Source organism: Nonomuraea turcica, from assembly GCF_030718205.1.
Lineage (GTDB): Bacteria > Actinomycetota > Actinomycetes > Streptosporangiales > Streptosporangiaceae > Nonomuraea.
Genome location: NZ_JAUZQF010000001.1, coordinates 573,212 through 597,317 on the forward strand (window position 1 = coordinate 573,212; position 24,106 = coordinate 597,317).

Below are 24,106 nucleotides of genomic sequence, written 5' to 3' on the forward strand. Positions count from 1 at the left end.
TGCCAGAAGACGCGGATGACGCCTCTCTTGAGGTCCACGTACTTCCAGCGCAGGCCGAGTGCTTCACAATGCCTCGCCCGGGCCGCCCGATGAGGAGCCGCCACGCCTCTCGGCGAGCACCTGGTCGACGCTGAAGCCGCCCGCACCGATGCTCAGCAGCGCGACGGAGGCCGCGAACATGATCAGCGCCGACCCCGACGCGCTGCCCTATGACCAGGCCCTCACCGGGGTGGACGAAGACCAGCATCCCGGCGGTTCGGGTGAACCCCGGGCCGGGTCAGGCGGAGGCCTGGACGTAGGAGCCGGAGGTCAGCTCGTCGAGCAGGTTCGGCGATGTGGGGTTCCAGCCGAACAGCCGCCGCGCCTTGGCGGAGTTCAGCGGCGATGAATGGGTGAGTATGGCGGCGACCGGTCCCATTATCTCGGCCGCCTGCTCAGGGGTGAGGGACACGGCGTGGGCTCCGGCCGTCGCGGCGACGGCCTCGACGATCCTACGCATGGGGGTCCGCTCGGCCCCGGCGGCATTCACGACCGTCCCGGGCGAACGGCGCGCCAGCACGGCCGCGTACAGCGCGGCGAGGTCGTCGACGTGGACCGACGACCATTCGTTGGTCCCCTCGCCGATGTAGGCGACCGTGCCCTGCTGCCGGGCGGAGGCCAGCATGGCCTGCAACAGCCCCGACCCGGCCCGGCCGTAGACGAGCCCCGCCCGGATCACCGTGCCCGCGACGTGGCCGGTGTCCAGGACCTGCCGTTCGCCGAGGATCTTGAAGGGCTGCGGGCTCTGCGGGTCGACCGGGTGCTCCTCGTCCACCGTGGCGCCCTGGGTGTCGGGGTAGACCAGGCCGGTGCTGGTGTAGAGGAACGCCGCCCCTTCGTTCAGCCCGTCCAGCATCCACCGCAGGGCGTCGCGCTCGATGTCCCCCATGCCGGCGTTGAAGTAGTCCACCGCGGTGTGCACGACGGCGTCGGCGCCGGCGGCTCCCGCGCGCAGGACGTCGAGGTCCTGCAGTCCGCCGGGCATCGCCTTGGCGCCCAGCGCCTCGACCCGCTCGCTGGCCCGGTCCGACCGGGCCAGGGCGACCACCTCGTGGCCGGCCCGGACCAGGTGCTCAGTGACGACGCCGCCGACATAGCCGCTCGCGCCGGTGATGAAGATCCGCATGCTTCGCGCTGCCTTTCCGTAGTGAGCTGTCCGATGGACGGGTGGACGTCTCCAGGGGCGGCCCGGGTGTCCACCGTCCGACAACCTCACCGTCGCCCGGGCCAGTCCCGCTCAGCCAGGGACCAGGAGTCCATGGCTGAGGTCCGGCGCGGGACATACCGTGGCACATATGGACAGACATGCGTTGGCGGATTTCCTGCGCAACAAGCGGGCGCGGATCAGCCCGGCGGACGTGGGCCTGCCCCAGGGGCATCGCCGGCGCACCCCGGGCCTGCGGCGCGAGGAGGTCGCCCAGCTCGCCTACATCTCTGTCGACCACTACACGCGACTGGAGCAGGCGCGCGGCCGGCACCCGTCACGGCGCGTCCTCGGCGGCATCGCCCGCGCGCTGCGCCTCACCGACCAGGAGCGCGCCCACCTGTTCCAGCTCGCGGGGGAGAGGGAGGAGAACGAGGCGGTCGAACCGGCGCGTGAGGTGCAGCAGAGCACGCTGAACCTGATCAACCGGCTGACCGACGCCGCTGCGATCGTCGTCGACTCCACCTGCCGCGTCGTAGCCTGGAATCCGCTGGCCGCGGCCCTGCTGGTGGACTTCTCTGCCCTGCCTCCCGGCCAGGAGCGCAACCTCGTCCGGGGCTACTTCCTGCACTCGGACCCGGACCGGCCGCCACTTGGCTTGGGCGGCTCCGATCGGTTCGCCGTCACAGCGGTCAGCTACCTGCGCCTGGCGGCCACCCGCTACCCCTACAGCCGGGAACTGAAGAACCTGGTGGCGGAACTGCTGGCCGGCAGCGAGGACTTCGCCCGCCTGTGGAACTCCCACCAGCTCCGCATCGACCGTCACCTGCGGCAGACCGTGCGGCATCCCGAGGTCGGCGTGATCGAGCTGGACTTCGACGTCCTCACCGTGCCCGACCAGGAGCAGCAGGTGATCATCTTCACCGCCGAGCCCGAATCCTCCGCCTACCAGACCCTGCAGTTGCTGAAGGTCATCGGCACCCAGCGCATGACTGTCGAGAGCTGACCGCCCGGCGGGTGCCCGACCAGCGCCTTCGCCGTGGCCCAGGGGCCACGGCGCTAACGCTTCCCGGGTGAGAGTTCGTCCAGGCCGATGGGGAGCCCGTAGACCTGACCGCCCACAAGCCGGCGACCGCCCGGGTCGGCCACGGTACGGCCCGGGCGGTACGTACTAATGCGAAGCGCATGCGCGTTTCAACAGCTCGGCGGTCGCCTCCCACAGGCGCCGCTCCCGGTCGCGGTCGTGGGCGACCGGCTGCACCTCGGTCAGCTTGGTCTTCACCACGAACGCGCCGTCGCGCAAGTGTGCCCACTTGTCATCGAGGGCCATCGCGGCCAGCAGCGGCCCCGAGCGTTGCGGCGTCGACACGCCGGGGACCCGGCGCAAGGCGCGGCTCATCGCCTGGACCGCCTTGGGGGCGCCACGGCCCAGCGCGGTGCCGGGCATCCAGCCCGGTTCGAACACCGACACGTTGATCCCGGCGCTGGCGTGGCGCTGCAGCTCATGGGCGTAGTACAGGATCGCCAGCTTGGCGTTGGAGTAGGCGACTCCGGAGGCGGTCATGCCCGGGGCCTGCTCACCGATAGCCGGGCGGGCGAGCTCGACGGGGTCGGCCCACTTGGCCTCGGCCACGCCCAGCAGCTTGCGCCAGAAGTTGGCGTGATAGGTGTTCGAGCCGAGCAGCACGACCCGCGCCGGGGCGGTGAACGAGCCAAGCAGGTCACCGATGAGCTGGGCATGGGCGAGGTAGTTGACGGCGAAAGTCATCTCGTAGCCGTCGGGCGAGGCCCGCCGGGTGTCGGCCGACATGGCGCCGGCGTTGGCGACCAGCGCGCGCAGCGGCCGAACGGCGCCGGTCGCGAGCAGGTCGCGCACGGTGGCCGCGGCGGCACGAACGTCGGCCAGCTGCGACAGGTCGCAGCCGATCTCGCGGACGCGGGCGCCGCGCGCGCGGGCCTCGTCGGCGACCGCGGTCAGGTCCCGCCCGGCGCGGCCGACCAGCAGCAGGTCGGGTCGCTGCCCGTGCTGGCGGTCGGCCATGGCCAGCACGGCGTGGCGGCCCAGGTTGCGGGTCGGGCCGGTGATCAGAACAGTTCCGGGTTCGGTCATGGCCCCAGCCTGCGGGATCGGCCGGGCCACAGGCAGTCGTTCGGTTTTCGTAGGACTGCCAGGGCCAGGACAACCCGGTGCGGGCTCGCGCAGACTGGAACGCATGGAAGCGTGGGAGTTCGGCCGGACGGTACGCCGCTGGCGCGACCGGGTGGCACCCGAGGCCGTTGGCGTGCCGGTGGGCCGCCGACGCCGGGCCAGCGGGCTGCGCCGTGAGGAGCTGGCCGCGCTCGCCGGAATCTCGGCCGACTACCTGACCCGTCTCGAGCAGGGGCGCGCGACCGCGCCGTCGGCGCAGGTGGTGGAGTCGCTGGCTCGGGCGCTGCGCCTGTCCGACACCGAACGCGACCTGCTCTACCGGCTGGCCGGGCACGCCGCGCCCGGCCCGGACGTCGTGCCGTCGCGGATCCCCCCGAGCGTGCAACGGCTGCTCGACCGGCTGTCGCACACCCCGGTGGTCGTGTACGACGCCAGCTGGACGCTCGTGCTGGCCAACGCGCCCTACGACGCGCTCATGGGCGAGACGACCACGTGGCGCGGCCTGGAACGCAACGCCGTCTGGCGCAACGTCGCCCGCCTGCCCTCGCGGGTCGTGCACACCCGGCAGGAGCAGGCCGAGCACGAGGCCCGGCTCGTGGCCGACCTGCGCCTGACGGCCTCGCGCTACCCAGCCGACCGCGCCTTGCGACGCTTGATCGCCGACCTGGCCTCCGGCAGCCCGCGCTTTGCCGAACTCTGGGACGCTGAGACCCCACCGCCACTGAGCGACCCGTCCAGACGCAAGACCATCAAGCACCCGGAGGTCGGCCCGATCACCCTCGACTGCGACGCGTTGTTCGTCGCCCTGGACGACCTGCGCATCACCGTCTACACCGCCGCGCCCGGCACCGAGGACGCCGACCGCCTGGCCCTCGCTGTCGTCCTGGGCACTCAGTCCCTATCGCAGGTAGGCGTGCAGGGCCCGCGTCTGGACGGTGTGTGATGGGGATGGTCGGAGTAGGCCAGAGCGAACTGGCGCAAGGATCCGAAGTGCGCGGTCGAGCAAGGCTTTTCCCTCAGTCCTCGGGGTCGCGCAGGCCGACGCAGTCAAAGGCCCAAAAGGCCTCTGAGTAGACGAAGGTGCCCGTCATCCACGGCTCGTAAGCGGACAATCGGGCGACCTGGAACGCGGCTTCAGGGATACGCAGCGACGGCGAACGGAAGCCCACCGCGCTGGCACTCTCGAAGCCGCGCGTGCCGTAGTAACGTGGCGAACCCTCCAGGAATACCAACGGCACACCCTGGCTGTCGGCCGCCTCGAGGGCGTACGTGATGAGCTGAGTACCGATCCCCTGACGCTGAAACTCCGGGACCACGCCCAGCGGTGACAGGGACAGGACGTCCACGATCCGGCGCGGGGCGTCCACCCGCGTCGCGCTCAGCAGGACATGCCCCACAACGCGGTCATCAACGGTAGCGACGAAGGACATCGGCGCCAACGCAGCCTCCGCAACGCGAAGTGCCTCCACGAGCCCGGGAACCCGCTCGCTGTCACCGAAGGCGCGCGTATGAACCTCGCGCACATCTCGATGATCGTCAGCGGTCTCTTGCCGAATCACCAGCCCTGCGCCATCGGGAGCGATCCGGGATCCTTCAGGCGCATCGTGTGACGTCATGCCGCGAGGGTAGATCGCGGGGCGGCTCGTGCGCGAGGCAATTACGCACCAGGTCGATACAGGCGAACAGGGCCATGAGTCGCCGGCCACAGCCCCGCCTGCCACACCAGCGGCAAGAGGTCCGTCACCAGCGGAAACGCGGTGACGGGCCTCTCGCTTTGTGTCCGGCCGTCTACGGTTGATCGTTCCCAGCGCGTTCCCAATGGATTAAGGGACCATCGGGGAGGAGAGAGGGTGCGGCTAGTTGCGCCCTACCTCGAACCCGAGGGCCGGCTCCCTCACACCGATCGCTCTGCTGGCGCAGAGGTGATCGCCGCGCGTTCGTATCGTGCCGCGATGGTGTGGAGAGGTTCGGCGAATCCGGCGGGCGACTCGATGGTGAAGTCCACGTCGAGCATGGTCAGCAGGGAGACGAGCATCCGCGGGGTCTCCGCGCCGACGTACAGGAGACAGCTGTGCTCGTCCACGGCTTCCAGCCGCCCGTTCAAGGGCCACATCCGCTGTCGTGCCGACTCCGCCGAGGTGTGGAGGCGGATCGTGGCCTGCACCGGCCAGACGTCGGACACTCCCTGTGCGACGAACTGCGCGGCGTCACCGCCGGGCAGTTCGCGCGGGGTGAACCGCGGGCCGACGGGAGTCCGGGGGATATCCGGTCGACTCGGAAGCTGCGCCAGTCGGCCCTGTCGAGATACCAGGCGACCAGATACCAGCGCCGCCCCCAGGACACCAGGCGGTGGGGCTCGGTGCGGCGAGAGGATTCGCCGCCGTCGTGTCCGCGGTAGTTGAAATGCAGCTGTCGATGGTCGCGGCAGGCAGTGGCGACGATGGTCAGTACGTCGGCGTCGACGCTCGGAGCGCCGGCGGCCGGGACGGTGGCGATCTGCAGGGCGCCGACGCGGTGCCGGAGCCTCGATAGCATCACCTGCTCAAGCTTCACTAGCGCACGCAGCGCCGCCTCGTCGATCCCGCTCACCCCGCCGCCGACCGCGGTCCGCAGTGCCACCGCGACGGCGACCGCCTCGTCGTCGTCGAGCTGCATCGGTGGCAATGCCGTACCCGCCTTGAGCCGATAGCCCGCTCCCAGGCCGCTGCCCGCGTGCACCGGGTATTCGAGCTGTCGTAGCTTCTCGATGTCACGGCGGATCGTCCGCGTGCTCACCCCGAGCCGGTCGGCGAGCTCGGCGCCCGACCACTCGGGGCGGGCCTGGAGCATGGTCAGCAGGCGGAGCAGGCGAGCGGCTTCACTCAGCATTTGCAGGCTGGCCGGACAGCGGAGCGCGGCGCCAAGCAGCAGCACTAGATCTCCTGGCAGGTGGAGAGCCTGGACGACATCATCGCCTTCCACCACCGCTTCCGCGAGGAAGGAGTGGAGGTTCAGCGGGAGGTCACCCACGGCAACGCCTTCGGCATCTACTTCTTCGATCCTGAAGGCAATCGCAATGAGGTCTATCTGCGCATCGAGCGGGACGTTCGCCAACCGTTCCGCAAGACGCTCAACCTGGATCAGTCCCCGGAGGAGATCTATGCCGAGGCTGAGCGGCTGCTCATCGAGGGCGGGCCCGCCTACAAGCCGGTCCAGTAGCTTTTTCGCAGTGTGGCGATGAGCAACCCGATCCTGCGCAACCTCATCAACGGCAATACCGGGCTCGGCATCGATCTGGGTCTCCCGCCCGTCACGCCCAACGTCCGCAGGATCCGGACGTGGGCGCCAACGCCTGCGACCCGTCCGGGTACGGCGAGGGGCTCCTTCCTCGGTGTGCCGACCGCTGCCACCGGGCCCGGGGGGTTCGATGTCGGCACCGACGACCTGCGAGAGCGGCGCCACCCATCCTCTTTCGCCGTGCCTGGTGAAAGGCCTACTGGTGGGCCGCGCTGCGGTCGACGGCGGGCGTCAGGCCCTCATCCGGCGTACTGGTGACGGGGACCGGGTCGGCGAGCTCGCCGACGAAGTGGCCGTCGACGAGGTCGCGGAAGGCCATCAGGTGCCACCGGCCGTCGTGCCGGACCAGGCGACCGGCGTAGAGCGAGGTGTCGGGGAACAGCCGGGCGGTGGAGATGTCGAAAGGGCCGTGGAGGCTGGGCCCGGTCACGCTGAAGATGCCCCCGGTGCCGTAACGACGGAGAGCGTCGTCGTCGAGTTGGGCGTGTGCACACGAGAAAATCAGCGTGGGAGTGCCGTCGACGACTTCGGCTTGGACGACCTCCAAGTGGCCGAACCCGGCGCCGGGCTCGGTCAGCGGCGGCTGGACGTGCCACTGCTCCAGATCGGTGGAGGTGCAGTGCCCGACGACACCACGGCTTCGCCAATCGCCGTGGCTGGCGCGGGCGGTGACGTACATGTGCCATTGGCCGTCCTCGCCGCGGAAGACGAATGGGTCCCGCCAGGCTTCTTCGCGCCAGGCGGACTGGCCGTGCTTCTCGTACCAGCGGGGGTCGGCTTCCAGGACGGTGCATGGAGGGTGTTTGTGCCAGACGAGGAGGTCCGTGGAGGTGGCGACGCCGACGCGCTGGATGTCGCCGCCGTCCCGCCGGGTGGTGCCGGTGTAGAACATCCACCACCGCCCGGCGTCGTCGCGTACGACGCTGCCGGTCCAGGTGGTCCAATCGTCGAAGGCCGGGGAGTCTGAGACCGTCAGGGCGTCGGGGAGGACCGTCCAGTCCCGCAGGTCGGCGGACACGGCGTGGCCGACGCTCGGGTGGCGGTGACGGCGCTCGGGATCCCCGAGGCCGCGCGAGGCGCGGAGGTAGAACACGTGGTGGAGCCCACCGTCGTAGGCGTACCACGAGTCCCAGATCCAGCTGTCCGCCAGTCGCAACATTGACTACCCCTTGATTCCGCTGTTGGCCACGCTGGCCACGAAACTGCGTTGGAAGATGACGAAAAGCACCATGATCGGCAGGGTGGCCAGGGTGGTGTAGCCCATGATCTGGCCCCATGGCACGCCCTCGGCGGTGCCGGACTGGAAGAAGTAGTCCAGGCCGACGGGGAGCGGCCGCAGGCCCTCCTCCTGGACGACCATTGTCGGCCATAGGTAGGAGTTCCAGATGGGCAGGAAGGTGAGGATGGCGCTGGTGGCGAAGGCCGGTCCGCTCAGCGGGACGACGATGCGCCGGTAGACGGTCAGGAAACCGGCGCCGTCGATGAAGGCGGCCTCGTCGAGCTGGCGCGGGATGGACTTGAAGAACTGCACGAACAGGAAGATCGAGAACGCGTTGGCGATGAACGGGACGATCTGCACGGCGTAGGTGTTGATCCAGCCGGTGGTCAGCTCCGGCGACCCGGTGGCGAAGGAGAGATAGGGCAGATTGTTCACCCAGTACAGCAGCGGGAGCGCGAGCGTCTCGAACGGCACAATGAGGGTCGCGATGAGCACCCCCATGACGATCCCCTGCCCGCGCCAGCGCATCCGGGCGATGCCGAAGGCAGCCAGGCTGTTGACCACCAGGCCGAGCCCGACGACGAGGAACGACACGAGCAGGGAGTTGGCGTAGAAGCGGGCGAGCGGGACCCGGCCGAACAGTCCTTGGTAGTTCGCGAGTCCGACGTCGCCCACCGGCAGGAACGCCCGGACGGATTCGAGGTCTTCGAAGATCTGCAGCTTGCCTTTGAAGCTCGATACGATCATGAAGATCATGGGCAGCAGGAAGGCGAGCGAGAGCAGCGCCCCGGCCGCGTAAAAGGCGGTGCGTGCGACGGTACGGCGGGCCTTGATGCTGGTCATACGTCCTTCTCCCTGGTCAGCCGGCGCTGGATGAGCGCGACGCACAGCACGAGCACGAAGAACACGAAGGAGATGGCCGAGGCGTAGCCGATGCGCTGCTTGCCGTAGCCCTCGGCGAAGGCCTGGTAGACGAGCGTGGAGGTGGAGTCCAGCGGCCCGCCCTTGGTCATGACGTTGATCTGCGTGAACAGTCCAAGCGCGGCGATGGTGATGGTGACCAGGACGAACACGAAGGTGTGCCGCAACCCCGGCCAGGTGACGGCGGTGAAGGTACGCCAGGGGCCCGCGCCGTCCATCTTGGCGGCCTCGTACAGCTCGGCCGGGATGGTCTGCAGCCCCGCCAACCAGATGATCATATGGAAGCCGACGGCCTGCCAGATCGACATGGCGATGATGGCGGGGAGTGCGGTGGACGGTTCGGCGAGGAAGGCGATCGGGTCCCAGGACGGGTAGACCGCCTTGATCGCGTTGTTGAGCAGTCCGTCCTTCTCATAGAGGAAGGCCCACAGGATCGACACCACGACCATCGACATCACCACGGGCAGGAAGAACACCGTACGGAAGAACACCCGTCCCGGGAATTTGCTGTTGACCAGCAGCGCCAGGAGCAGGCCCAGCCCTCCTTGGACGGGGACCACGACGAGGGCGAACACGGCGGTGTTGCGCAGCGACTTCCAGAACAGCGGGTCGCCGGCGAGCCAGAAGCTGCCGCTCTTGCCGTCGGCGGCGACGGAGTCCGACAGCACCGACATGCCTTCGTACGGGGTTCCGCTGCCGTTCTTGGTCAGGCTGCGCAGGGCGGCGCGGACGGTGCCCTCAGGTCCGGCGAGCTCGCGAACGCGGGCCTGGTCGAGGGTGAGCTGCTTGAGACTCAGGAGGTCTTCGAAGTTGGACAGGCCGACCCAGCGGGTGGGTTGCGGCGAGGAGAGCTTGGCGTCGGTGAAGCCGAGGCTGAGGGCCAGGGCTATCGGGATGATGAGGAAGATCAGCAGCAGGAACGTCGCCGGGGCGGTGAAGAGCCGTCCCGTCCTGGCCTCGGCCTTGTGGCGGTCGGCGGGTCGCCTGGGCCATCGGCTGGGCCGGTCCTGCATGTAGGTGACGGATCGCTTGGGTCTGCCGCGGGCATGCGTCAGGGACACGTGGGCCTCACAGGTGGGGGCGGGTCCGGGGTGGGAGCGACACACCCCGGACCGGGGCCGATCACTGGTAGTTGTCGTTCTCGGCCAGGTTCTTGTCGATGGCGTCGACGGCGGTGTTCAACGCGTCCTGCACGTTGGCGCCGGCGATGATGTCCTGCGCCGCCTTCTCGAAGGTCTTGGCGATGAACGGGTAGGCGGGTGTCGGCGGGCGGATGAGCGCGTACTTGCGAGCGAGCTCGATGTAGGTGCTCTCCCTGGTGCCTTCCTTGAACTTCTTGCCCAGCGCCTGCGCACTGGCGGAGGCGGGCAGGTTGCCGAGCTGCTCGCTGAAGGCCGACAGGTACTTGTCCTGCAGCCCGAAGTTGATCCAGCCGTTGACCGCCTCAGGGGTCTGGCAGGTCGCGGACATCCCCCACTGCCAGGAGCCCGCGCCGATGTAGGGCTGCTTGCCCAGATTCGGCGGCGGCAGGACCAGGATGTCGTCGCCGAACTTCTTCACCGCGTCGCCGATGGCCCAGGAGCCGTTCCATTGCATCGCGACTTTGCCCTGGAGGAAGTCCGTTCGGTCTTCGGACTCCTTGGGGTTGGCCAGCTTGTTCTTGAACAGGCCCTGGAACCACTCGCCCCACTTGACCGCCTGGGGACCGTTGAGCACACCCTCGGCGGTGGAGAAGTCGGTGCGGTTGATGAGGTCGCCGCCGAAGGACTGCAGGAGCGGGGAGTAGGCGTAGGGGTACCACTCACCGGTCCAACCAGTGCCGGCGTCCAGGGGGTAGTCATACTTGCCCGACGCCTTGAGCTTGGTGAGGGCGGCGTCGAACTCCTCCAGGGTCCACGGCTGGTCGATGGTCGGGATCCGGATGTCGTTGTCCTCGAGGATCGACTTGCGTGTCACGATGCCGAGGGCGGCGTCGTAGAAGCCGACCGAGTACAGCTTGTCGTTGTAGACGCCCTTGACTCCCGGCAGCAGCGGGTCCGTGAGCTTGGCGTCGAGGGCCAGCGGCTGGAGGTAGTTGGCGTACGCCCAGCTAGGCATGATCGGAGCGTCGACGTCCAGGAGGCACGGCAGGCTCTTGGACGCCGCGGCCGACACGATGGCGTCGTTGTAGGACTCCTGCGGGAACGCCTGGATGGTGATCTCGTACTTGTCCTGCGAGGCGTTGTAGTCGTTGGTGACCTGCTGGACCAGCTTGAGCTCGACCTCGTTGCCGGCGTTGTGCGTCCACATGGTGACCTTGGTTTTGCCGCCGGAGGCGGCCGGGGCGGAACCGGCCGGCCCCGCGCTCGTCCCGCCGCCACCGCAGGCGGCGAGCGCCAGCGCACCGGCGACGCCCAGGGCGGCCATGGGGAGGCTCCGGGCTAGTATTGACATGATGCCCTCCAAGCGAGGCAACGGCTGCGCCGTTGCGTGGGTATTGCTCACCTCCGCGTACTGGCCCTGACCCGACCAGTGCGCGGAGCGGCGACTGAGTCTCGGACGACCAGGCCGCCATTGATTCGGACCTGGCTGATCCCCAGGTCCTCCGCCGACTCGATGCGCTCGATGAGCCGGCCCACCGCCCACTTGCCCATCTGGCGATGGGGCAGTGCCACGGTGGTCAGTCCGGGACGGAGCGCTTCCGACACCAGGACCTGGTCGTCGAATCCGACGATCGACATGTCCTGGGGCACGCGGATGCCCCGCTCGAAACAGGCCATGTAGACGCCCATGGCCATGCGATCGGTGAAGGCGGCGACCGCCGTCACCTTGGGGAATTGCTCAAGCAGCCGCAGCATGGCCGCGTAGCCGTCCGCGGCGTCGGCGTGCTCGGTCAGGACGACGCGCCGCGGGTCGTCGTCCCATCCGTAACGCGCCGCGACGTCCTCGAACGCCTTGGTTCGCAGCCTGGTCGCGGGATACCTCGGGGAATCACAGATCCAGCCGACGTGGTGGTGGCCGGCGCGGGCGAGCTCCTCCAGTAACTCGGTCTCGCCGTCGTACTCGTCGGGCACCACCCAATCGATGTCGCGGTCCGGACACAGCGCGTCGACGAGAACGGTGGGCGCGGGCAGCTGCGCGGGTAGGACCAGCTCCCGGTGGAAGTAGGAGGCGATCAGGATGCCCGCCACCTGGTGCTCCTCCAGCAGGAGCAGGTTCTCGGCAATGGCGTCCGGGGTGCCGACGTCGTCCGGGGTGCCGACCTCGATGAACAGCAGGTCGTAGTCATGCTCGCGCGCCGCTGACTGCGCGGCTTCGAGCATCGCCCCGGCGTAGGGGAGGGTGGCCACGCCCAGGCTCAGCAGGCCCAGCAGGGGAGCCGACTGCCGGCGCAGACTGCGGGCGGCGCGGTTGCCGCGGTAGCCCAGCTCCGCCGCTGCCGTCCGGACCCGCTCGGCGGTCGCCTCGGCGACCCGGCCTTCGGCCTTGCCGGACAGGACGAGCGACGCGGCCGCGACCGACACTTCGGCCCGGAGAGCGACGTCCTTCAGGGTGGCTGCCATGGCTCCTCGTTAATCGATTGACGTTAATCGATTGACGGAACCGTACGTCCACGTATCGGTCACGTCAACAGTTGTTACCGGTACGTGACGGGACCCGCATCCTCCACCGCCTGAACAGGTGCTCCTTGGTTGACGCTCTCGCGCAGACCAGCCGAACTGTGACTTGGCCGGACTGCTCCCACCCCGCCGCCCTCACCCGCACTGCCCACCACGTCCCGAGACGAGCGGCCCATCGCCCTGGCCGAACGCCACAGACAACAACAGGCCCTGGCCCTCCTTCACCAAGATCCCAACCGTCCCTGGCCGGCCCGCGACATCGCCCGCCACCTCGGCGATGTCACCCTGAACACCATGTACCGGCAGCTGTCGCGCTGGACCGACGCCAGCTCATCCGCAAGATCGGGCCAGGCATCTACACCGCCGGGCCAATCTCGCCAGCGCTCGTGCCAGCGGCTCAGAGGCCTTGACTACCCGACCTTGGGGCAAGACCAGTTCCGTTGTTGCTCGCGGCCTGCCCGCGGATGGGAGTCCTGCGGGGGAGGGCGTCCACGATGCCGGTTTCCCTTCATGCCCGGCGATGGCCGCTGCTGCAGCCGTCTGGAGCTTGATCACGGCCAATACGCGCCGTCGTGCTGCTGATGCCGGAAGCGCACGCGCTCGACCAGGTCAGGTTGGGCGGCGCCATCGCGCCGACGGTGATGAGGTCGGCTCGGCCTTCTTCGATGTCCTTGGCGCCGGTGGCGATGTCGGTGCTGGCCCTGGTTGAGGACCAGCGTGGTCGGCTACCACCCGGGGGAGGGTGGCGAGGAGTTCGTGGACGCAGGTGCTCGATGTGGCCTGATCCTCAGGGCAGCTGCGGGTAGAGCGCCGTGACGCCTGCGGCCAGCGCGGCCTGTGCCTGGCGGCTGACGTCGTCCGCGAGGATTTCGTAGGCGCCGGCGGCGATGCCGTCGACGGCGATCCGGGCGATGTCGGCGGGGTCGGACTTGGCCGAGGTGACCGTACGCGCCATGTCGGTGTCCATGTAGCCGACGTGCAGTCCGGCCACTCGGATGCCCTGGTCGGCGAGCTGCACGCGCAGGGCGTTGGTGAGTGACCACTGCGCGGACTTGGCGGCGCAGTAGGCGCCGATCTCCGGGAAGCTGACCCAGGACAGGCCGGACAGGATGTTCAGGATCGCGCCGCCGCCGTTGGCGGCGATCTGGGGTACGAAGCCGCGGGTTACCGAGAGGGTGCCGAAATAGTGGGTGTCCATCTCCAGGCGGATGTCGTCCAGGTCGCCGGCGAGCAGGTCGCTGCCGGTGGCTGAGCCGGCGTTGTTGATCAGGACCGTCACGTCGCCTGTGGCTTGGGCGGCGGCCGCCACGGAGGCGGGGTCGGTGACGTCGAGCGCGATCGGCTTGACGCCCGGCAGGTCGACCTGGTCGGGGTTGCGGGCACCGGCGTAGACGGAGGCGCCGCGGCCGAGCAGTTCGGCAGCGAGCGCGCGGCCGAACCCCCGGTTGGCTCCGGTGACAAGAACGGTGCTGGTGGACAGATCCATGGAAGGCTCCTGGTGAAATGGGAGAGGCGTGTTGATCGCGTCTGGTGGGCCGGCCGGGGTTCCGGGTCAGGCGGCGAGGAAGTTGGTCACCTCGGTGGCGAACGTTTTGGCGTGCTGGAACAGGAAGGCGTGGCCGGCGTCGCTGTAGAGGATGAGGGTGGCCGAGTCGAGGTGCTGGACCGCGACGTAGGAAGCGTGTGCGGGGAGCATCACGTCGTGCACGCCATTGGCGTAAAGGACGGGGTGCTTGATGGCTTCCAGTTCTGCTCGCGCCTGGTCGAAGGGGCGCTCCAGGAGCTTGGCCACCGCGGTGAGCAGGCCCTTGGCCGCTGCCTCGGAGATGTCGGGGCCGCCAGTGGCAAGCCGGGTCGAGACGTGGGCGAAATGCTCGCGTGCGGCGGCGCGGCCCGCGTCGGTTTCGGGATAGAACAGGTACGTCGTGTCGTCCAGGTCGCCGCCATCGGGCTTGGACATGATGCCCAAGACCTTCTCGCTCATGGGCGGCGCCCCGGGCACCCAGGCGGCCGGGCTGCTGCCCGCCACGATGAGCTTGCGCACCAACTCGGGGCGTCGCAGGGCCACGTGCTGGGCCACGATGCCACCCAGTGACCAGCCGAGCAGGTCGGCCTGCGCAAGACCGAGTGCCTCGATGAACTCGATGACGCCCTCGGCGAATCCCTCCAGGGAGTCGCGCGGCTCGCCGGTGGTGTAGCCGATCCCGACGTTGTCGAACACGATGACGTCGTGCTCGGCGGCCAGGTAGTCCAGGAACTCCGGGTCCCACCAGTCGATGGTGCCGCGGAAGCGGTGCAGCAGGACCAGCGGGACACCGCGCCGCGGTCCCATCCGCCGGTAGGTGAACCGGGCGGAGGGACCTTCTACATAACGGTTCTCGGCTGCGTCTGCCATATAGGTGCTCATGATGTGCTTCTCCTGCTTGTCGGTGTGTTTGCGGGGCGGCCCGTGGCCGGATGTTCATCTCACCTTGACGACGACCTTGCCTTTAGCACGTCCCGTTTCGAGGTAGGCCATGGCTTCGTTGGTTGATTCGAATGGAAAGACCCGGTCCACGACCGGGCGTATGATCCCCGAATCGATGAGAGAGCTGATCTCGCGCAGCTGATCTCCGCTTGCTCTCATGAACAGAAACGAATAGCTGACGTGACGACGTTTTGCGGCCCGCCTGGCCCGATAGCTCAAAACGCGCATTACCGGCCGCAAAATCCATGGCGATCCGATCTCTTTCGCGAAATCGGGATCAGGTGGGCCCGAGATCGAGATGAGCTTTCCGCCGGGCTTCAGCACGCGTAGGGATTTTTTGAGCGTCTCGTCGTCCAGGCTATGCAGGACCACATCGTAGCCATGCAGAAGTTTTTCGAAGTCGTCTTTCCTATAGTCGATCACGACATCTGCGCCGAGGCGCTTCACCAGATCGATGTTCGCTGTGCTGGTTGTTGTGGCCACGGTCGCGCCGACATGCTTGGCCAACTGGATGGCAAATGTTCCTACGCCGCCGGAACCCGCTTGGATGAGAACTTTCTGTCCTTTCCTCAGCTTCGCTGTTTCGATCAACGCTTGCCAAGCAGTCAAGCCGACCAGTGGGATGGAGGCCGCTTCTTCCATGGTAAGGTGTGTTGGCTTCAGCGCCAGATCGTCTTCTTTTATCGAGATGAGTTCCGCGAAGGCACCGATTCGATCTTGGTTCGGTCGTGCGTAGACCTCGTCGCCGGGTTTGAATCGCCGCACTCGAGACCCGACCCGGACCACGACGCCGGCCACATCATTGCCCAGAATGACCGGCAGGCGATAGGGCAGAATGAGTTTGAACTCTCCGTCCCTGATTTTGGAATCGAGAAGGTTAACACCTGCGGCGTGGATCTGGACCAGGACGTCGTACTCCCGTACCTCCGGGTCCGGCATTACGCCCGCACGCACGCTATCGTTGTTTCCATAGCGGTCGAGGATGAATGCTTTCATGATATTTCTGTTCCCGATTCTTGCTAAATGAGAATGAAAGGAAGTTTTCGAGGCAAGTGCCGAGACGTGGAACTCGGCGTCGGACAACCGGGGCGCATGCCAGTCCTGGCCGACAAGAAATTATGGCGCGAGGAATTCCAGAGCCTTTTTGACGAACTCTTCGTGATACTGGAATATGCCGCCGTGTCCGGCGTCACGATACAGTGTGAGTTCGGCGTCCGGCAGCCGTCGAGCCATGTCGACGGAATTGCTGCTGGGCACCATCCTGTCGTTGTCGCCGTTGACCACCAGGACAGGATGCTGAATGTCCGACAAGTCATAGGGATCTTGCAATCCCCAGGCATGGATGGCCTTGAGCTGGGAACGGAAAGCCGTTAGCGAAATCGACTTATCCCGGTTGTCCGTACGCTCCTTCAGCCGCTGCAAGAACTGCCGGGCCGCCGCCCGGCCGTTTGCTGTTCGAGTGAAGAAGAGATACTGCTTCGGATCTTTGAAGGTCAGCGCACCCTTTATCGTGTCGCGGATGGTGAGAGAGGTGACCTTGTCGATGCCTTGGCCTCCGGCCGGGCCTGTGCCGGCGAGGATGAGCTTGCGAACGAGCTTCGGCTCTTCTTCCACGATCACCTGAGCGACCATGCCGCCGAGGGAGAAGCCCAGGAGATCGACCTGCTCGAAGCCCATCGCCCGGATGAAGGCGATGGCGTCACGCGCCATCGCGGCCACTGAGTTCGGTGTCTTGCCTTGTGACGCGCCGACGCCTCGGTTGTCGAAGGTGACCACTCGATGTCCGGCGGCGATGCCGTCGACGATCCTGGGATCCCAGTTGTCCAGAACCCCGGTCAAGTGGTTGAGGAATATCACTGGCACGCCGTTGCCCGTTCCGAGTCGCCGGTACGCGAAACTCGTTCCGCCGACATCGACCGTCTTGGTGGGCGCGTCCTTGTACGTGATGCTCATGGTTTCTCCTCGCTCTGCAATAACGAGCCGCGCCGACGGGCGACGAGTCGTTCTTCCGCTCAGGTGCCGAGGTGGCGGCGGAGCCATGCACCCATCTGCTGGATCGCCTGATCCACCTCGGGTACGCGCCCCGCGCCCAGGACGAACGAATGCTGTCCTTCGGGCAGCGGGTGGACCTCGGAGGTGACCTTGAAGTCCGCGAGCCGGCGGCCAAGCTGGGCGCCGTCGTCGGCGAGGGTCTCGTACTCGCCGTAGTGGACGGTCGTGGGCGGCAGGCCGGTCAGGTCGGCGTTGATGAGGCTGATCTGCGGGTCGGCGAAGTCCAGGGTGGGGTCCTGCAGCCAGGCTCCTCGGAAGAGTTCGAGCGTGCGCCTGCTGAGCATCTTGTCCGTTTTCTCGTTCTCGTCCACCGACGCGTTCCGGATGGTGAGGTCGGCCCACGGCGAGACGCTGACGATCGCGCCTGGGGTCGCCTCGCCGTTGGCGAGCAGACGCAGTGGCAGCATGACCGCGAGGGTGCCGCCGATCGAGTGGCCCGTGCTGCCGATGTTCCGCGGTTCGTAGCCTTGTGAGAGCAGCCACCGGTAGGCCGTCTCGGCGTCGTCGAGCTGCGCCGGGTAGGGGTGTTCGGGCGCCAGGCGGAAGTCCACGACGAGGGAGCGGGCGCCGGCCGCTTTCGCGATGTGGCCGGCGGCCTTGCGGTCGGAGTGCATCGAGGCGGTGACCGACCCGCCGAAGTGGAAGTGGAGCAGCGCTCGGTCGGGATCGGCGTCCTCGGGGATGCACCAGAGGGCGGGGACGCCGTTCGCGTCCACTTCGGCGTAGGTCACGCCTTCCGGCTCGGTCGACGCCCGATGGTTCGTCTCGACGATGTCGCGGACGATGGCCAGGTCGAGGCCCGGCGTCGAGGACTTCGCGCTCACGCTCTCAAGGAACTGTGCGAACTGCTGTGCCTGGGGGCTTACTCCCATGGTGACGCTCCTGCTCGGTGCTGCGCACGCTGCTCGTGCATCGCCTTTAGATTATGACCATACGACCATAGGATGAGACGCCCTCCGAGCGCAAGGGTTCCGCCGAATTTAGATTATGATCGTACGAAGACGGGGTGTGGGGAGGGCGCGTTGGGTCCCCCCGGGGAGGAGGAGCGCGTGGTGCGGTACAGCAAGGAGCACAAGCAGGCGACGAGGCAGCGGATCATCGAGACCGCCGGCCGCCGGCTCAAGAAGGACGGCATCGACGGCTCCGGAGTCGCCACGCTCATGGCGGACGCGGGACTGACCAATGGCGCCTTCTACGCCCACTTCGCCTCCAAGGAGGAACTGGTCGCCACCACCGTCGCCGACCAGCTCCGCGAACAGCGCGAAAACCTCAGCGCGGTGGCGCCCGGCCGCGCCGGAGTCGAGCAGCTCGTGCGTGCATACCTGTCGCCCGAGCACCGCGACAACCCCGGCGAAGGCTGTCCGTCGGCCGCCCTGCTCGACGAGATCGGCCGCTGCACGGACGTGACCAGGCAGGCCTACACCGACGGTGTGCTGGACATCATCGACGACTTCACCGCGCGTCTGGCGCCGCACGATCCGCAGTCGGCACGCGTCAAGACGCTCACCATCTACGCAGGAATGGTCGGGACACTGCAACTCTCCCGCGCCCTGGCCGACCGGCAGCTCGCCGACGCCGTCCTCGAGCAGGGCATCCAGAACGCCCTCACGCTGCTGGACGCCACACAACAGAGCTGACGCGCCGCCGCTTCGTTCCTCAGCCCCGGCCCACCGGGTTTCGTGGCTGGTCTGTTGGGCCCGGCAGGTTCGCCGCGTAGATCCAATCGAGGCCGTCCTCTCCGCTTTCGTCGAGGTGCTCGGCCCGGGACAGGCCAGCATGGACCGCCACGCGTTGGGAGGCGACGTTGGCCGGTCTGACGCGGGCGATTAGCGGGAGGTCGGGGACGGTTTTGGATGCCCAGGTGGTGACCACGGTCGCGGCCTCACTGGCGTAGCCGCGGCCCCATGCTGAGACGGCGAAGCGGTAGAAGAGGTTGAGCACCTTCATATCGTGTAGTTCCATAGGCTTAATTCCGCAGAACCCGAGTTGCTGGGTACTACCGTGGCGTTGGACGACCCAGTACCCGTATCCACAGCTCTGCCATTGGTTGTTCCAGCGTTGATAGAGCTGTTCTGCCTCGTCGAGCCGGGCGAGCGCGTCGGATGGATTGTGCAGGCTGGTTTGGGGGTCCTTATGAATTGCGAAGATCGCATCAATATCGGTTTCGGTCGGGGGCCGCAGGAACAGCCGGGCGGTCCTCAGCTCTACGCCTGTCGGGCTTGGGTCGTTCATAAGCAAAGCGTAGAGCTCAGGACTGACGGCAACGTTGACGGCAGCAGCACTACTAGATACGGGTCGCAAGCGTAACCACAACCCCCGCAGGTCTACCTGCAGCCTTCGATTGTCGTGCACGGTGACGATCACGCGGGCATGGATGCGGCCTGCGGTTCGGCCCTCGCCGCCAGCAGCTCGGGGGCCGGAACATCTTCCTTGCAGTCGGCACCACAGGCCTCATCATCGGAGGGTTCCTCACCCTCACCGGAGAGCAAGCCGAAGGCGCTTCCCTTCTCCCGATAGCGCTGATCTCTATGCTCGAGCGATCGCCTGCGCCATGACCGAACATTCTCGGCGGGACACGTAAGCCAGGTGCCGCGCTAAGATCGCGTCCCATGCTTCCGGATAGTTTATGGCGGATTATCAGGATTGGATTAGTCGGCCTGGTTCTTGCGGCGGCGGTCGCGGGCCTGGTGCTCGGCGACATCTGGCTCTGGGTGGCCGTCGAATGGACGCCGCCGACCTATGCGGAGTTCTACGCGCGCGGCGGGTTTGACACCCCGACGGTTGTGGCGCTGCTCGTGGCCGCCCTGGTGAAGGCCGCGCTCCTGTGGGTGATCCTGCGTGCCCCCGCGCCGGGACCGCTGGACCGCCGGGCGAAGGCGCTGCGCCGACTGCTGTATCTGGCGGTGGCGTACGCCCTCGTGCTGTGGTACCCGATCGCGCTGCTCCCCGACGCGGTCGACGCGGCGTTCCAGATCGCGCTGCGGACCGCGATCGACGTCCTCTACCTGCTCGTTATCCGCTGGCGGTCCCGCATGCTGCGCGCGGCGGCCGGAGCGATGTTCGCGGTCGGGCTGGCCGGGATGGCCAACGCAGTGCTCGACGAACTCGACCTCCCAGAGCTTGGACCGGGCAGCATTCTCGAACTGGGCTTGATGCTGAGCGGAGTGGCGGCGACCATCATCACGGTCGTCGGGCAGCGGCGCGACGGCCGGTGGAGCCGTGGCACGCAGGTCGCCGGGTGGTTGTCGGCGGGCGTTTGCGCGCTGGTGATCCCGCTCAACCTTCTCTCCGGAAGGATCTTCAGCGGCAATCCGGCGATGGTGGTCATGATGGACGCGGCGGGGCTCGTCATCACCGTGTGGATCGCGGCGACCGCCCGTGAACTGCCCGCTGGGGACCGCCCGGCGGACCTTCCGCCGGCGCGGCAGCGCGTGATCCGCGTCGCGGTGGCGGCCGTGGCCGTACTGCCGATCATCGCAATGATCCACCCGGAGCAGGCCGCGCACCTCACCTACACCGGCCGGTCGATGGGCTGCTATGACCGGCCCAGCTTCGGCGACCTGAAAGCTGCGGAACGCGACGCCGCGTTCCTGTGCCGGGCGCGGAGCACAGACGGCGGAGTCCCGCCCATGTTCCCGGACAGCCTGTCGGACCAGGGGATCCTCGCGTACGGGCGGGCGCTGTGCCGTGCAAAGGACCGCGACGAGCAGAAGGCGATTCTGACGCGGGCCGGGAGCGCGCGGCCCGCCTGGGGCGTGGACCCGTGGGACCTCGTCTACGTCTGCCCGGAGATCGTCGGTGCCACCCATCCCGAGCTGCTGCGGTCGACCACGGAGACGGCGGCGGCGAACGCCGCCTACATCGCCGAGGAGAACGCGAAGTGCCGCGACCCGTGGCCCCGGACGAAGGGTGTCGTCCAGGCCACGGCCAAATACTTCCTGTTCGTCGACGGCGATCACGGCTATCTGGTCCACGATCCCGACGACGAAGCCGCCGACGAGGCGGCGGAGCAGGCGACGGACAAGGTCTACGACGACAACACCCTCGTCGGGGTGGCCGGCAGCGCGGTGCTCGTCGGGCACGTCGAAGACGTCTCTGATCTGTGCCTTACGGTGAAGGCCTTCCGCACCGCGCCGCCACAGCGGACGGCCGGGTGGGATCAGGTCAACGAAGTGTCGATCGTCAGCCGCAGCGGCCGGCTCACCGTGCCGTACATGGGCGAGGGCGGAGAAGTGGGCGCGGGTGCCCCGATGCCGAACCTGGCGATCGCGGGTAAGGGCCGCTACCGGCTCCGTGTTTACGTGCGGGTCGGCGATGCAGGGGAGGAGCACCTGGTCGTCGTGTTCCCGGGTGCGTCGAGGAAGAGGCTCAAGCTGAAGCCGTGAGCGGTGGCGGGGCGCACACGGCGGCGGCGGCGGACGCGCCAGCCGCCGAGCTGAGAATCTCGCGGTGCACGTCCGGCGCCGGCCTGTGAGCAGATGATCATCCCATGATCGCTTCGTACAGGCGTCGTGCCTGGTGGAGTAGTTGGCTTGAGCCCTTGCGCGCGGCCAGGTCCGCCAGACCCGGCATGTCGCCTCGTGCCCCGGCCAGGTCCGCCGCCCGCACGGCGACCTTGAGCAGCTCACCCATCCCGGCCCTGGCCTTCTCGCCGGGCCCGGGCAGCAGCAGCGGGATCGCCTCCACCAGGGCGGTCCATATCTCGGCGTGCGCCCCGGCCGACGTGACTTCGTCGAGTACGCCGGTGACCCGATTGAGCTTGACCTGATCGCCTCGGACCATATGGCCCACGGCCCGGCCGAGGTCGGCCGCCGGCAGGTCACCGTACGCGGCCAGGGTGATGATCGCGTCGGTGGCGAGCGCCCGCTGGGCGGGGAGCCGATGCCCCATGCCGAGGACGATCGTGCTGGCGGTCGCGATGCCCGCGGGGCCGCCGGTGTGCGCCAGAGCGGCCACCACCTCCACCTGGCCGTCGGTGCTGTCCATGACCCAAGGCAGACACGCGAGGACGTGGGCCGCGACGGCCTCACGGTGGGACGGCATGGTGGGCGGCCACCACACCATGTGTCGGGAGAAGGGGGGATAGTTGGGCTTGGGGTTCAAGGTCCAGAGTTCGGCGAGCTGCCCGGAGACCCCTTCGGGCGGCGTGAGGCTGGCATGGGCCTCCTGCAGCGTCTGCTGGTAGTACTCAGGGCGGTCGAACGCCAGAAGCTCCCACGTCACGACGGGCTCGGGCAACCCGCCGTCGCGCAGGCAGGCGGCCAGCCGCCGGCCCGCCTGTGACGGCAGTTTCTCCGCCCGCACCACCAGCCCGGGATCGATGTGGCGCGGCAACCGCAGCAGCGCCTGCAGGAAGTCGGACTCCAGCGGCTCGGTGTCGCCCAGCTCTTCCATGCGCGCGACCAGGGTGGCGGCGTCGAGGTGCCCGGTGGGCGAGGTCGGTGTGGCCAGCAGCACGGGGATTGACTCGCCCCGTTCGAACAGGGACATGACCTCGCGGAAACGCCGCTGGACGAATCGCTGTGGGGCGGGTTCGGAGCTGGGCCAGCGGTTGGTCTCGTTCAGCGTCGCGGTCAGCACGCGGCTGTCGGCGGGCGAGACGACGGCCAGCGCACAACGCGCCAACAGGAAACGGATGTCCTCGTCGAAGCCGGAAATGCCGTGCGCGTACGTGTGCGCGTCGAACGGATGCCGCCAGTTCGTCCGCCACCAGGACTGCAACCCCGCCACGACGGCGTCGCGGTCCTGGTGGGTCAGCCCGACCAGAGCGGCGAGGATGCGCTCGAACTGCGCGGGCACCTCCGGCCAGAGCGGTGCGGCCAACTCGGCGGCCAGTTCCTCGACCGAGGCGATGGGCGACGCCAGGGCGGGCAGCGACGTCACGGTCAGCGTGGCGGCGGCCATGGGCTCCGGCTGGATCTCCTCCACCGCGCCGAAGGCGGTGGCGACCCGTTCGCGAAGGTCGGCAGGCAGCCGGACGGCCGCCTCGCGGATCGCCTCCCTATCGGGCTCGGCGGTGTGCGGGGCGAGCTTGATTGCGACACGTACCGCACGTTCGCGCAGGCTGGGCGTGTCCACATCGAAGACGGGCGCGAGCGCGGCCACCGCAAGGGCGCCCCTGGACAGTGACGCGGCGGCGGTCCACTTCACCGCGGTCGCCATGTACTTCTTCTCCGGCCGGTACGCCAGCGCCTGGACCGCCTCGGCGAACAGCTCCCCATCGAGCGCCGACTCCGCCCTTTGCAGTTCCTCCAGCGCGAGCTGCACGACGGGCGAGGACGCCGACGGCAACATCCGTACGAAGTCGGCCACCGGGACCTCGGCCACCTCCGGCTCCAGCTGCCGCCACAGCGCGACGAAGGGAGCCGCCTCGGTCGCGTCGACTCCGGCCAGGAACCGGCTCGCGCAGCCGTCGATCAGCACCTGGCGCGGCACGCGGCCCGTTCCGGCCATCGCGACCAGCTGCCCGAGGATGGTGCGGCCCTCTCCCCACTCCTGGTCCCAGGTCAGCCCGTCCGCCACGCCCTGAGCCTGGAACAGGCGTGGCAGCATGTGATCGAGCAGCCGATCGTCGGCGAGCACCAGGTTCCGGTTCATCCGCTGCCGCTCGGCCTTGCGCAACACCCACCCGGCCACGAACGCGTCGTTCTCCGGCGGCTCCACGCCCGTCTCGATCACCAGCGCCGCCGCCAGATCCCAGTTTCCCAGCGCCTGTATGCGCCGCCACGTCGAACCAGTGGTCGGCCGCAGCCGCTGCACCAGGCGTACGGCCAGGTCGCGCCGCCACGCCTCCGGCCGGTCGCTCAGCACGGACATGACGCGTGCGACGTCCGCCTCCGGCTCCACCCAGCGCAGCTCACGCCGGTTGAGCCAGCTCGCCACCTGCTCGGCCCCGCCCAGGCAGGCCGCTCCGGCCAGACGGTAGAGGGGGGCCAGCTCGCGTACCCGTCGCTCGGCCTCGAACCCGGAACGCCGGCGTTCGCCCAGATGAGCGGGCAGGTGCCGGGCAACCGCACGCTTGTCGTCGTCACCGAGACCGTTCAGGTACGTGACGAGGTTCGCCACCGAGCCTGCTTCGATGCGGTCGAGCAGCTCCTGGACGGCGTTCATGCGGGTGCCTCGCATAACATGGTGTCGATCATGGGCCGCAGCCTATTGATCCGCACCGACAATCGGGGCATTGACCGTCGGCGTTAAGCTCCAGCGCGTGGCGGGCCATCCGGCCTACGGGTGCGGTGGG

At 68.2% G+C, this 24,106-nt stretch carries 20 protein-coding genes and 1 pseudogene; 5 read left to right on the forward strand and 16 right to left on the reverse strand.

Going from position 1 to position 24,106, the window contains the following annotated elements; genetic code table 11:
- Window positions 1-277 precede the first annotated feature (277 nt).
- Window positions 278-1,165 (reverse strand): NAD-dependent epimerase/dehydratase family protein, encoded by an 888-nt coding sequence (locus Q9G87_RS02830; protein ID WP_305914558.1) that lies wholly within the window; start codon window positions 1,163-1,165, stop codon window positions 278-280.
- Between the two features lie 169 nt (window positions 1,166-1,334).
- Here Q9G87_RS02830 and Q9G87_RS02835 point away from each other — a divergent pair, with 169 nt between their 5' ends.
- The gene (locus Q9G87_RS02835) at window positions 1,335-2,189 is read left to right on the forward strand and encodes a helix-turn-helix transcriptional regulator (RefSeq protein WP_305914559.1); all 855 of its coding nucleotides are present in this window, start codon (window positions 1,335-1,337) and stop codon (window positions 2,187-2,189) included.
- Window positions 2,190-2,354: 165 nt separating this feature from the next.
- Here the strand turns inward: Q9G87_RS02835 and Q9G87_RS02840 are convergent, their stop codons facing one another.
- Window positions 2,355-3,293: an SDR family NAD(P)-dependent oxidoreductase gene (locus Q9G87_RS02840; protein ID WP_305914560.1), complete on the reverse strand. Its 939-nt coding sequence runs from the start codon at window positions 3,291-3,293 to the stop codon at window positions 2,355-2,357.
- Window positions 3,294-3,396: 103 nt separating this feature from the next.
- Here Q9G87_RS02840 and Q9G87_RS02845 point away from each other — a divergent pair, with 103 nt between their 5' ends.
- The gene (locus tag Q9G87_RS02845; protein WP_305914561.1) at window positions 3,397-4,275 is read left to right on the forward strand and encodes a helix-turn-helix transcriptional regulator; all 879 of its coding nucleotides are present in this window, start codon (window positions 3,397-3,399) and stop codon (window positions 4,273-4,275) included.
- A gap of 73 nt (window positions 4,276-4,348) precedes the next feature.
- On the opposite strand, the gene Q9G87_RS02850 is transcribed toward Q9G87_RS02845, so the two are convergent.
- Window positions 4,349-4,948 (reverse strand): GNAT family N-acetyltransferase, encoded by a 600-nt coding sequence (locus Q9G87_RS02850; RefSeq protein WP_305914562.1) that lies wholly within the window; start codon window positions 4,946-4,948, stop codon window positions 4,349-4,351.
- 278 nt (window positions 4,949-5,226) lie between these two features.
- Window positions 5,227-6,200: pseudogene (locus Q9G87_RS02855) on the reverse strand (helix-turn-helix transcriptional regulator).
- 60 nt (window positions 6,201-6,260) lie between these two features.
- Here Q9G87_RS02855 and Q9G87_RS02860 point away from each other — a divergent pair.
- Window positions 6,261-6,530 carry a VOC family protein gene (locus tag Q9G87_RS02860; protein ID WP_305914563.1) on the forward strand — a complete coding sequence of 90 codons (270 nt, stop codon included), beginning with the start codon at window positions 6,261-6,263 and terminating at the stop codon, window positions 6,528-6,530.
- A 274-nt stretch (window positions 6,531-6,804) separates the two neighbouring features.
- Here Q9G87_RS02860 and Q9G87_RS02865 read toward each other — a convergent pair whose 3' ends face one another.
- From Q9G87_RS02865 to Q9G87_RS02910, 10 genes are all read right to left on the reverse strand, one after another.
- Window positions 6,805-7,767, reverse strand: coding sequence for a glycoside hydrolase family protein (locus Q9G87_RS02865; protein WP_305914564.1), 963 nt, complete (start codon window positions 7,765-7,767; stop codon window positions 6,805-6,807).
- 3 nt (window positions 7,768-7,770) lie between these two features.
- Window positions 7,771-8,670 carry a carbohydrate ABC transporter permease gene (locus Q9G87_RS02870; RefSeq protein WP_305914565.1) on the reverse strand — a complete coding sequence of 300 codons (900 nt, stop codon included), beginning with the start codon at window positions 8,668-8,670 and terminating at the stop codon, window positions 7,771-7,773.
- Window positions 8,667-9,809, reverse strand: a complete 1,143-nt coding sequence (locus Q9G87_RS02875) for a carbohydrate ABC transporter permease (RefSeq protein ID WP_305914566.1) — start codon at window positions 9,807-9,809, stop codon at window positions 8,667-8,669. Before Q9G87_RS02875 ends, Q9G87_RS02870 begins: the two co-directional genes overlap by 4 nt.
- Window positions 9,810-9,870: 61 nt before the next feature.
- Window positions 9,871-11,181 (reverse strand): extracellular solute-binding protein, encoded by a 1,311-nt coding sequence (locus tag Q9G87_RS02880; protein ID WP_305914567.1) that lies wholly within the window; start codon window positions 11,179-11,181, stop codon window positions 9,871-9,873.
- A 47-nt stretch (window positions 11,182-11,228) separates the two neighbouring features.
- Window positions 11,229-12,290, reverse strand: coding sequence for a LacI family DNA-binding transcriptional regulator (locus tag Q9G87_RS02885; RefSeq protein WP_305914568.1), 1,062 nt, complete (start codon window positions 12,288-12,290; stop codon window positions 11,229-11,231).
- Window positions 12,291-13,134: 844 nt separating this feature from the next.
- Window positions 13,135-13,833 carry an SDR family oxidoreductase gene (locus tag Q9G87_RS02890; RefSeq protein ID WP_305914569.1) on the reverse strand — a complete coding sequence of 233 codons (699 nt, stop codon included), beginning with the start codon at window positions 13,831-13,833 and terminating at the stop codon, window positions 13,135-13,137.
- Window positions 13,834-13,899: 66 nt separating this feature from the next.
- The gene (locus tag Q9G87_RS02895; RefSeq protein ID WP_305914570.1) at window positions 13,900-14,754 is read right to left on the reverse strand and encodes an alpha/beta fold hydrolase; all 855 of its coding nucleotides are present in this window, start codon (window positions 14,752-14,754) and stop codon (window positions 13,900-13,902) included.
- Between the two features lie 54 nt (window positions 14,755-14,808).
- Window positions 14,809-15,810 carry an NADP-dependent oxidoreductase gene (locus Q9G87_RS02900; protein WP_305914571.1) on the reverse strand — a complete coding sequence of 334 codons (1,002 nt, stop codon included), beginning with the start codon at window positions 15,808-15,810 and terminating at the stop codon, window positions 14,809-14,811.
- Window positions 15,811-15,930: 120 nt separating this feature from the next.
- On the reverse strand, window positions 15,931-16,767 hold the full coding sequence (locus Q9G87_RS02905) for an alpha/beta fold hydrolase (RefSeq protein WP_305914572.1): 837 nt from the start codon (window positions 16,765-16,767) through the stop codon (window positions 15,931-15,933).
- Between the two features lie 59 nt (window positions 16,768-16,826).
- Window positions 16,827-17,738 (reverse strand): alpha/beta hydrolase, encoded by a 912-nt coding sequence (locus Q9G87_RS02910; RefSeq protein WP_305914573.1) that lies wholly within the window; start codon window positions 17,736-17,738, stop codon window positions 16,827-16,829.
- Between the two features lie 180 nt (window positions 17,739-17,918).
- Here Q9G87_RS02910 and Q9G87_RS02915 point away from each other — a divergent pair, with 180 nt between their 5' ends.
- Entirely contained in the window at window positions 17,919-18,503 is a 585-nt protein-coding gene (locus tag Q9G87_RS02915) for a TetR/AcrR family transcriptional regulator (protein ID WP_305914574.1), read from the forward strand.
- Between the two features lie 19 nt (window positions 18,504-18,522).
- Here the strand turns inward: Q9G87_RS02915 and Q9G87_RS02920 are convergent, their stop codons facing one another.
- The gene (locus tag Q9G87_RS02920) at window positions 18,523-19,230 is read right to left on the reverse strand and encodes a GNAT family N-acetyltransferase (RefSeq protein ID WP_305914575.1); all 708 of its coding nucleotides are present in this window, start codon (window positions 19,228-19,230) and stop codon (window positions 18,523-18,525) included.
- A 245-nt stretch (window positions 19,231-19,475) separates the two neighbouring features.
- On the opposite strand from Q9G87_RS02920, the gene Q9G87_RS02925 reads away from it, so the two are divergent.
- Window positions 19,476-21,251 carry a hypothetical protein gene (locus tag Q9G87_RS02925; RefSeq protein WP_305914576.1) on the forward strand — a complete coding sequence of 592 codons (1,776 nt, stop codon included), beginning with the start codon at window positions 19,476-19,478 and terminating at the stop codon, window positions 21,249-21,251.
- 97 nt (window positions 21,252-21,348) lie between these two features.
- Here Q9G87_RS02925 and Q9G87_RS02930 read toward each other — a convergent pair whose 3' ends face one another.
- A complete protein-coding gene (locus tag Q9G87_RS02930) occupies window positions 21,349-23,976 on the reverse strand; it encodes a DUF6493 family protein (RefSeq protein WP_305914577.1) in 2,628 nt (875 codons plus the stop codon).
- Window positions 23,977-24,106 lie beyond the last annotated feature (130 nt).

What these genes read in the sequence shown, in the direction of transcription:
- Q9G87_RS02905 (WP_305914572.1), bottom strand. Translation starts at nt 16,767, where the DNA reads ATGAGCATCACGTACAAGGACGCGCCCACCAAGACGGTCGATGTCGGC.
- Q9G87_RS02845 (WP_305914561.1), top strand. Translation starts at nt 3,397, where the DNA reads ATGGAAGCGTGGGAGTTCGGCCGGACGGTACGCCGCTGGCGCGACCGG.
- Q9G87_RS02895 (WP_305914570.1), bottom strand. Translation starts at nt 14,754, where the DNA reads ATGAGCACCTATATGGCAGACGCAGCCGAGAACCGTTATGTAGAAGGT.
- Q9G87_RS02830 (WP_305914558.1), bottom strand. Translation starts at nt 1,165, where the DNA reads ATGCGGATCTTCATCACCGGCGCGAGCGGCTATGTCGGCGGCGTCGTC.
- Q9G87_RS02890 (WP_305914569.1), bottom strand. Translation starts at nt 13,833, where the DNA reads ATGGATCTGTCCACCAGCACCGTTCTTGTCACCGGAGCCAACCGGGGG.
- Q9G87_RS02885 (WP_305914568.1), bottom strand. Translation starts at nt 12,290, where the DNA reads ATGGCAGCCACCCTGAAGGACGTCGCTCTCCGGGCCGAAGTGTCGGTC.
- Q9G87_RS02865 (WP_305914564.1), bottom strand. Translation starts at nt 7,767, where the DNA reads ATGTTGCGACTGGCGGACAGCTGGATCTGGGACTCGTGGTACGCCTAC.
- Q9G87_RS02850 (WP_305914562.1), bottom strand. Translation starts at nt 4,948, where the DNA reads ATGACGTCACACGATGCGCCTGAAGGATCCCGGATCGCTCCCGATGGC.
- Q9G87_RS02835 (WP_305914559.1), top strand. Translation starts at nt 1,335, where the DNA reads ATGGACAGACATGCGTTGGCGGATTTCCTGCGCAACAAGCGGGCGCGG.
- Q9G87_RS02840 (WP_305914560.1), bottom strand. Translation starts at nt 3,293, where the DNA reads ATGACCGAACCCGGAACTGTTCTGATCACCGGCCCGACCCGCAACCTG.
- Q9G87_RS02900 (WP_305914571.1), bottom strand. Translation starts at nt 15,810, where the DNA reads ATGAAAGCATTCATCCTCGACCGCTATGGAAACAACGATAGCGTGCGT.
- Q9G87_RS02910 (WP_305914573.1), bottom strand. Translation starts at nt 17,738, where the DNA reads ATGGGAGTAAGCCCCCAGGCACAGCAGTTCGCACAGTTCCTTGAGAGC.
- Q9G87_RS02880 (WP_305914567.1), bottom strand. Translation starts at nt 11,181, where the DNA reads ATGTCAATACTAGCCCGGAGCCTCCCCATGGCCGCCCTGGGCGTCGCC.
- Q9G87_RS02925 (WP_305914576.1), top strand. Translation starts at nt 19,476, where the DNA reads ATGCTTCCGGATAGTTTATGGCGGATTATCAGGATTGGATTAGTCGGC.
- Q9G87_RS02870 (WP_305914565.1), bottom strand. Translation starts at nt 8,670, where the DNA reads ATGACCAGCATCAAGGCCCGCCGTACCGTCGCACGCACCGCCTTTTAC.
- Q9G87_RS02930 (WP_305914577.1), bottom strand. Translation starts at nt 23,976, where the DNA reads ATGAACGCCGTCCAGGAGCTGCTCGACCGCATCGAAGCAGGCTCGGTG.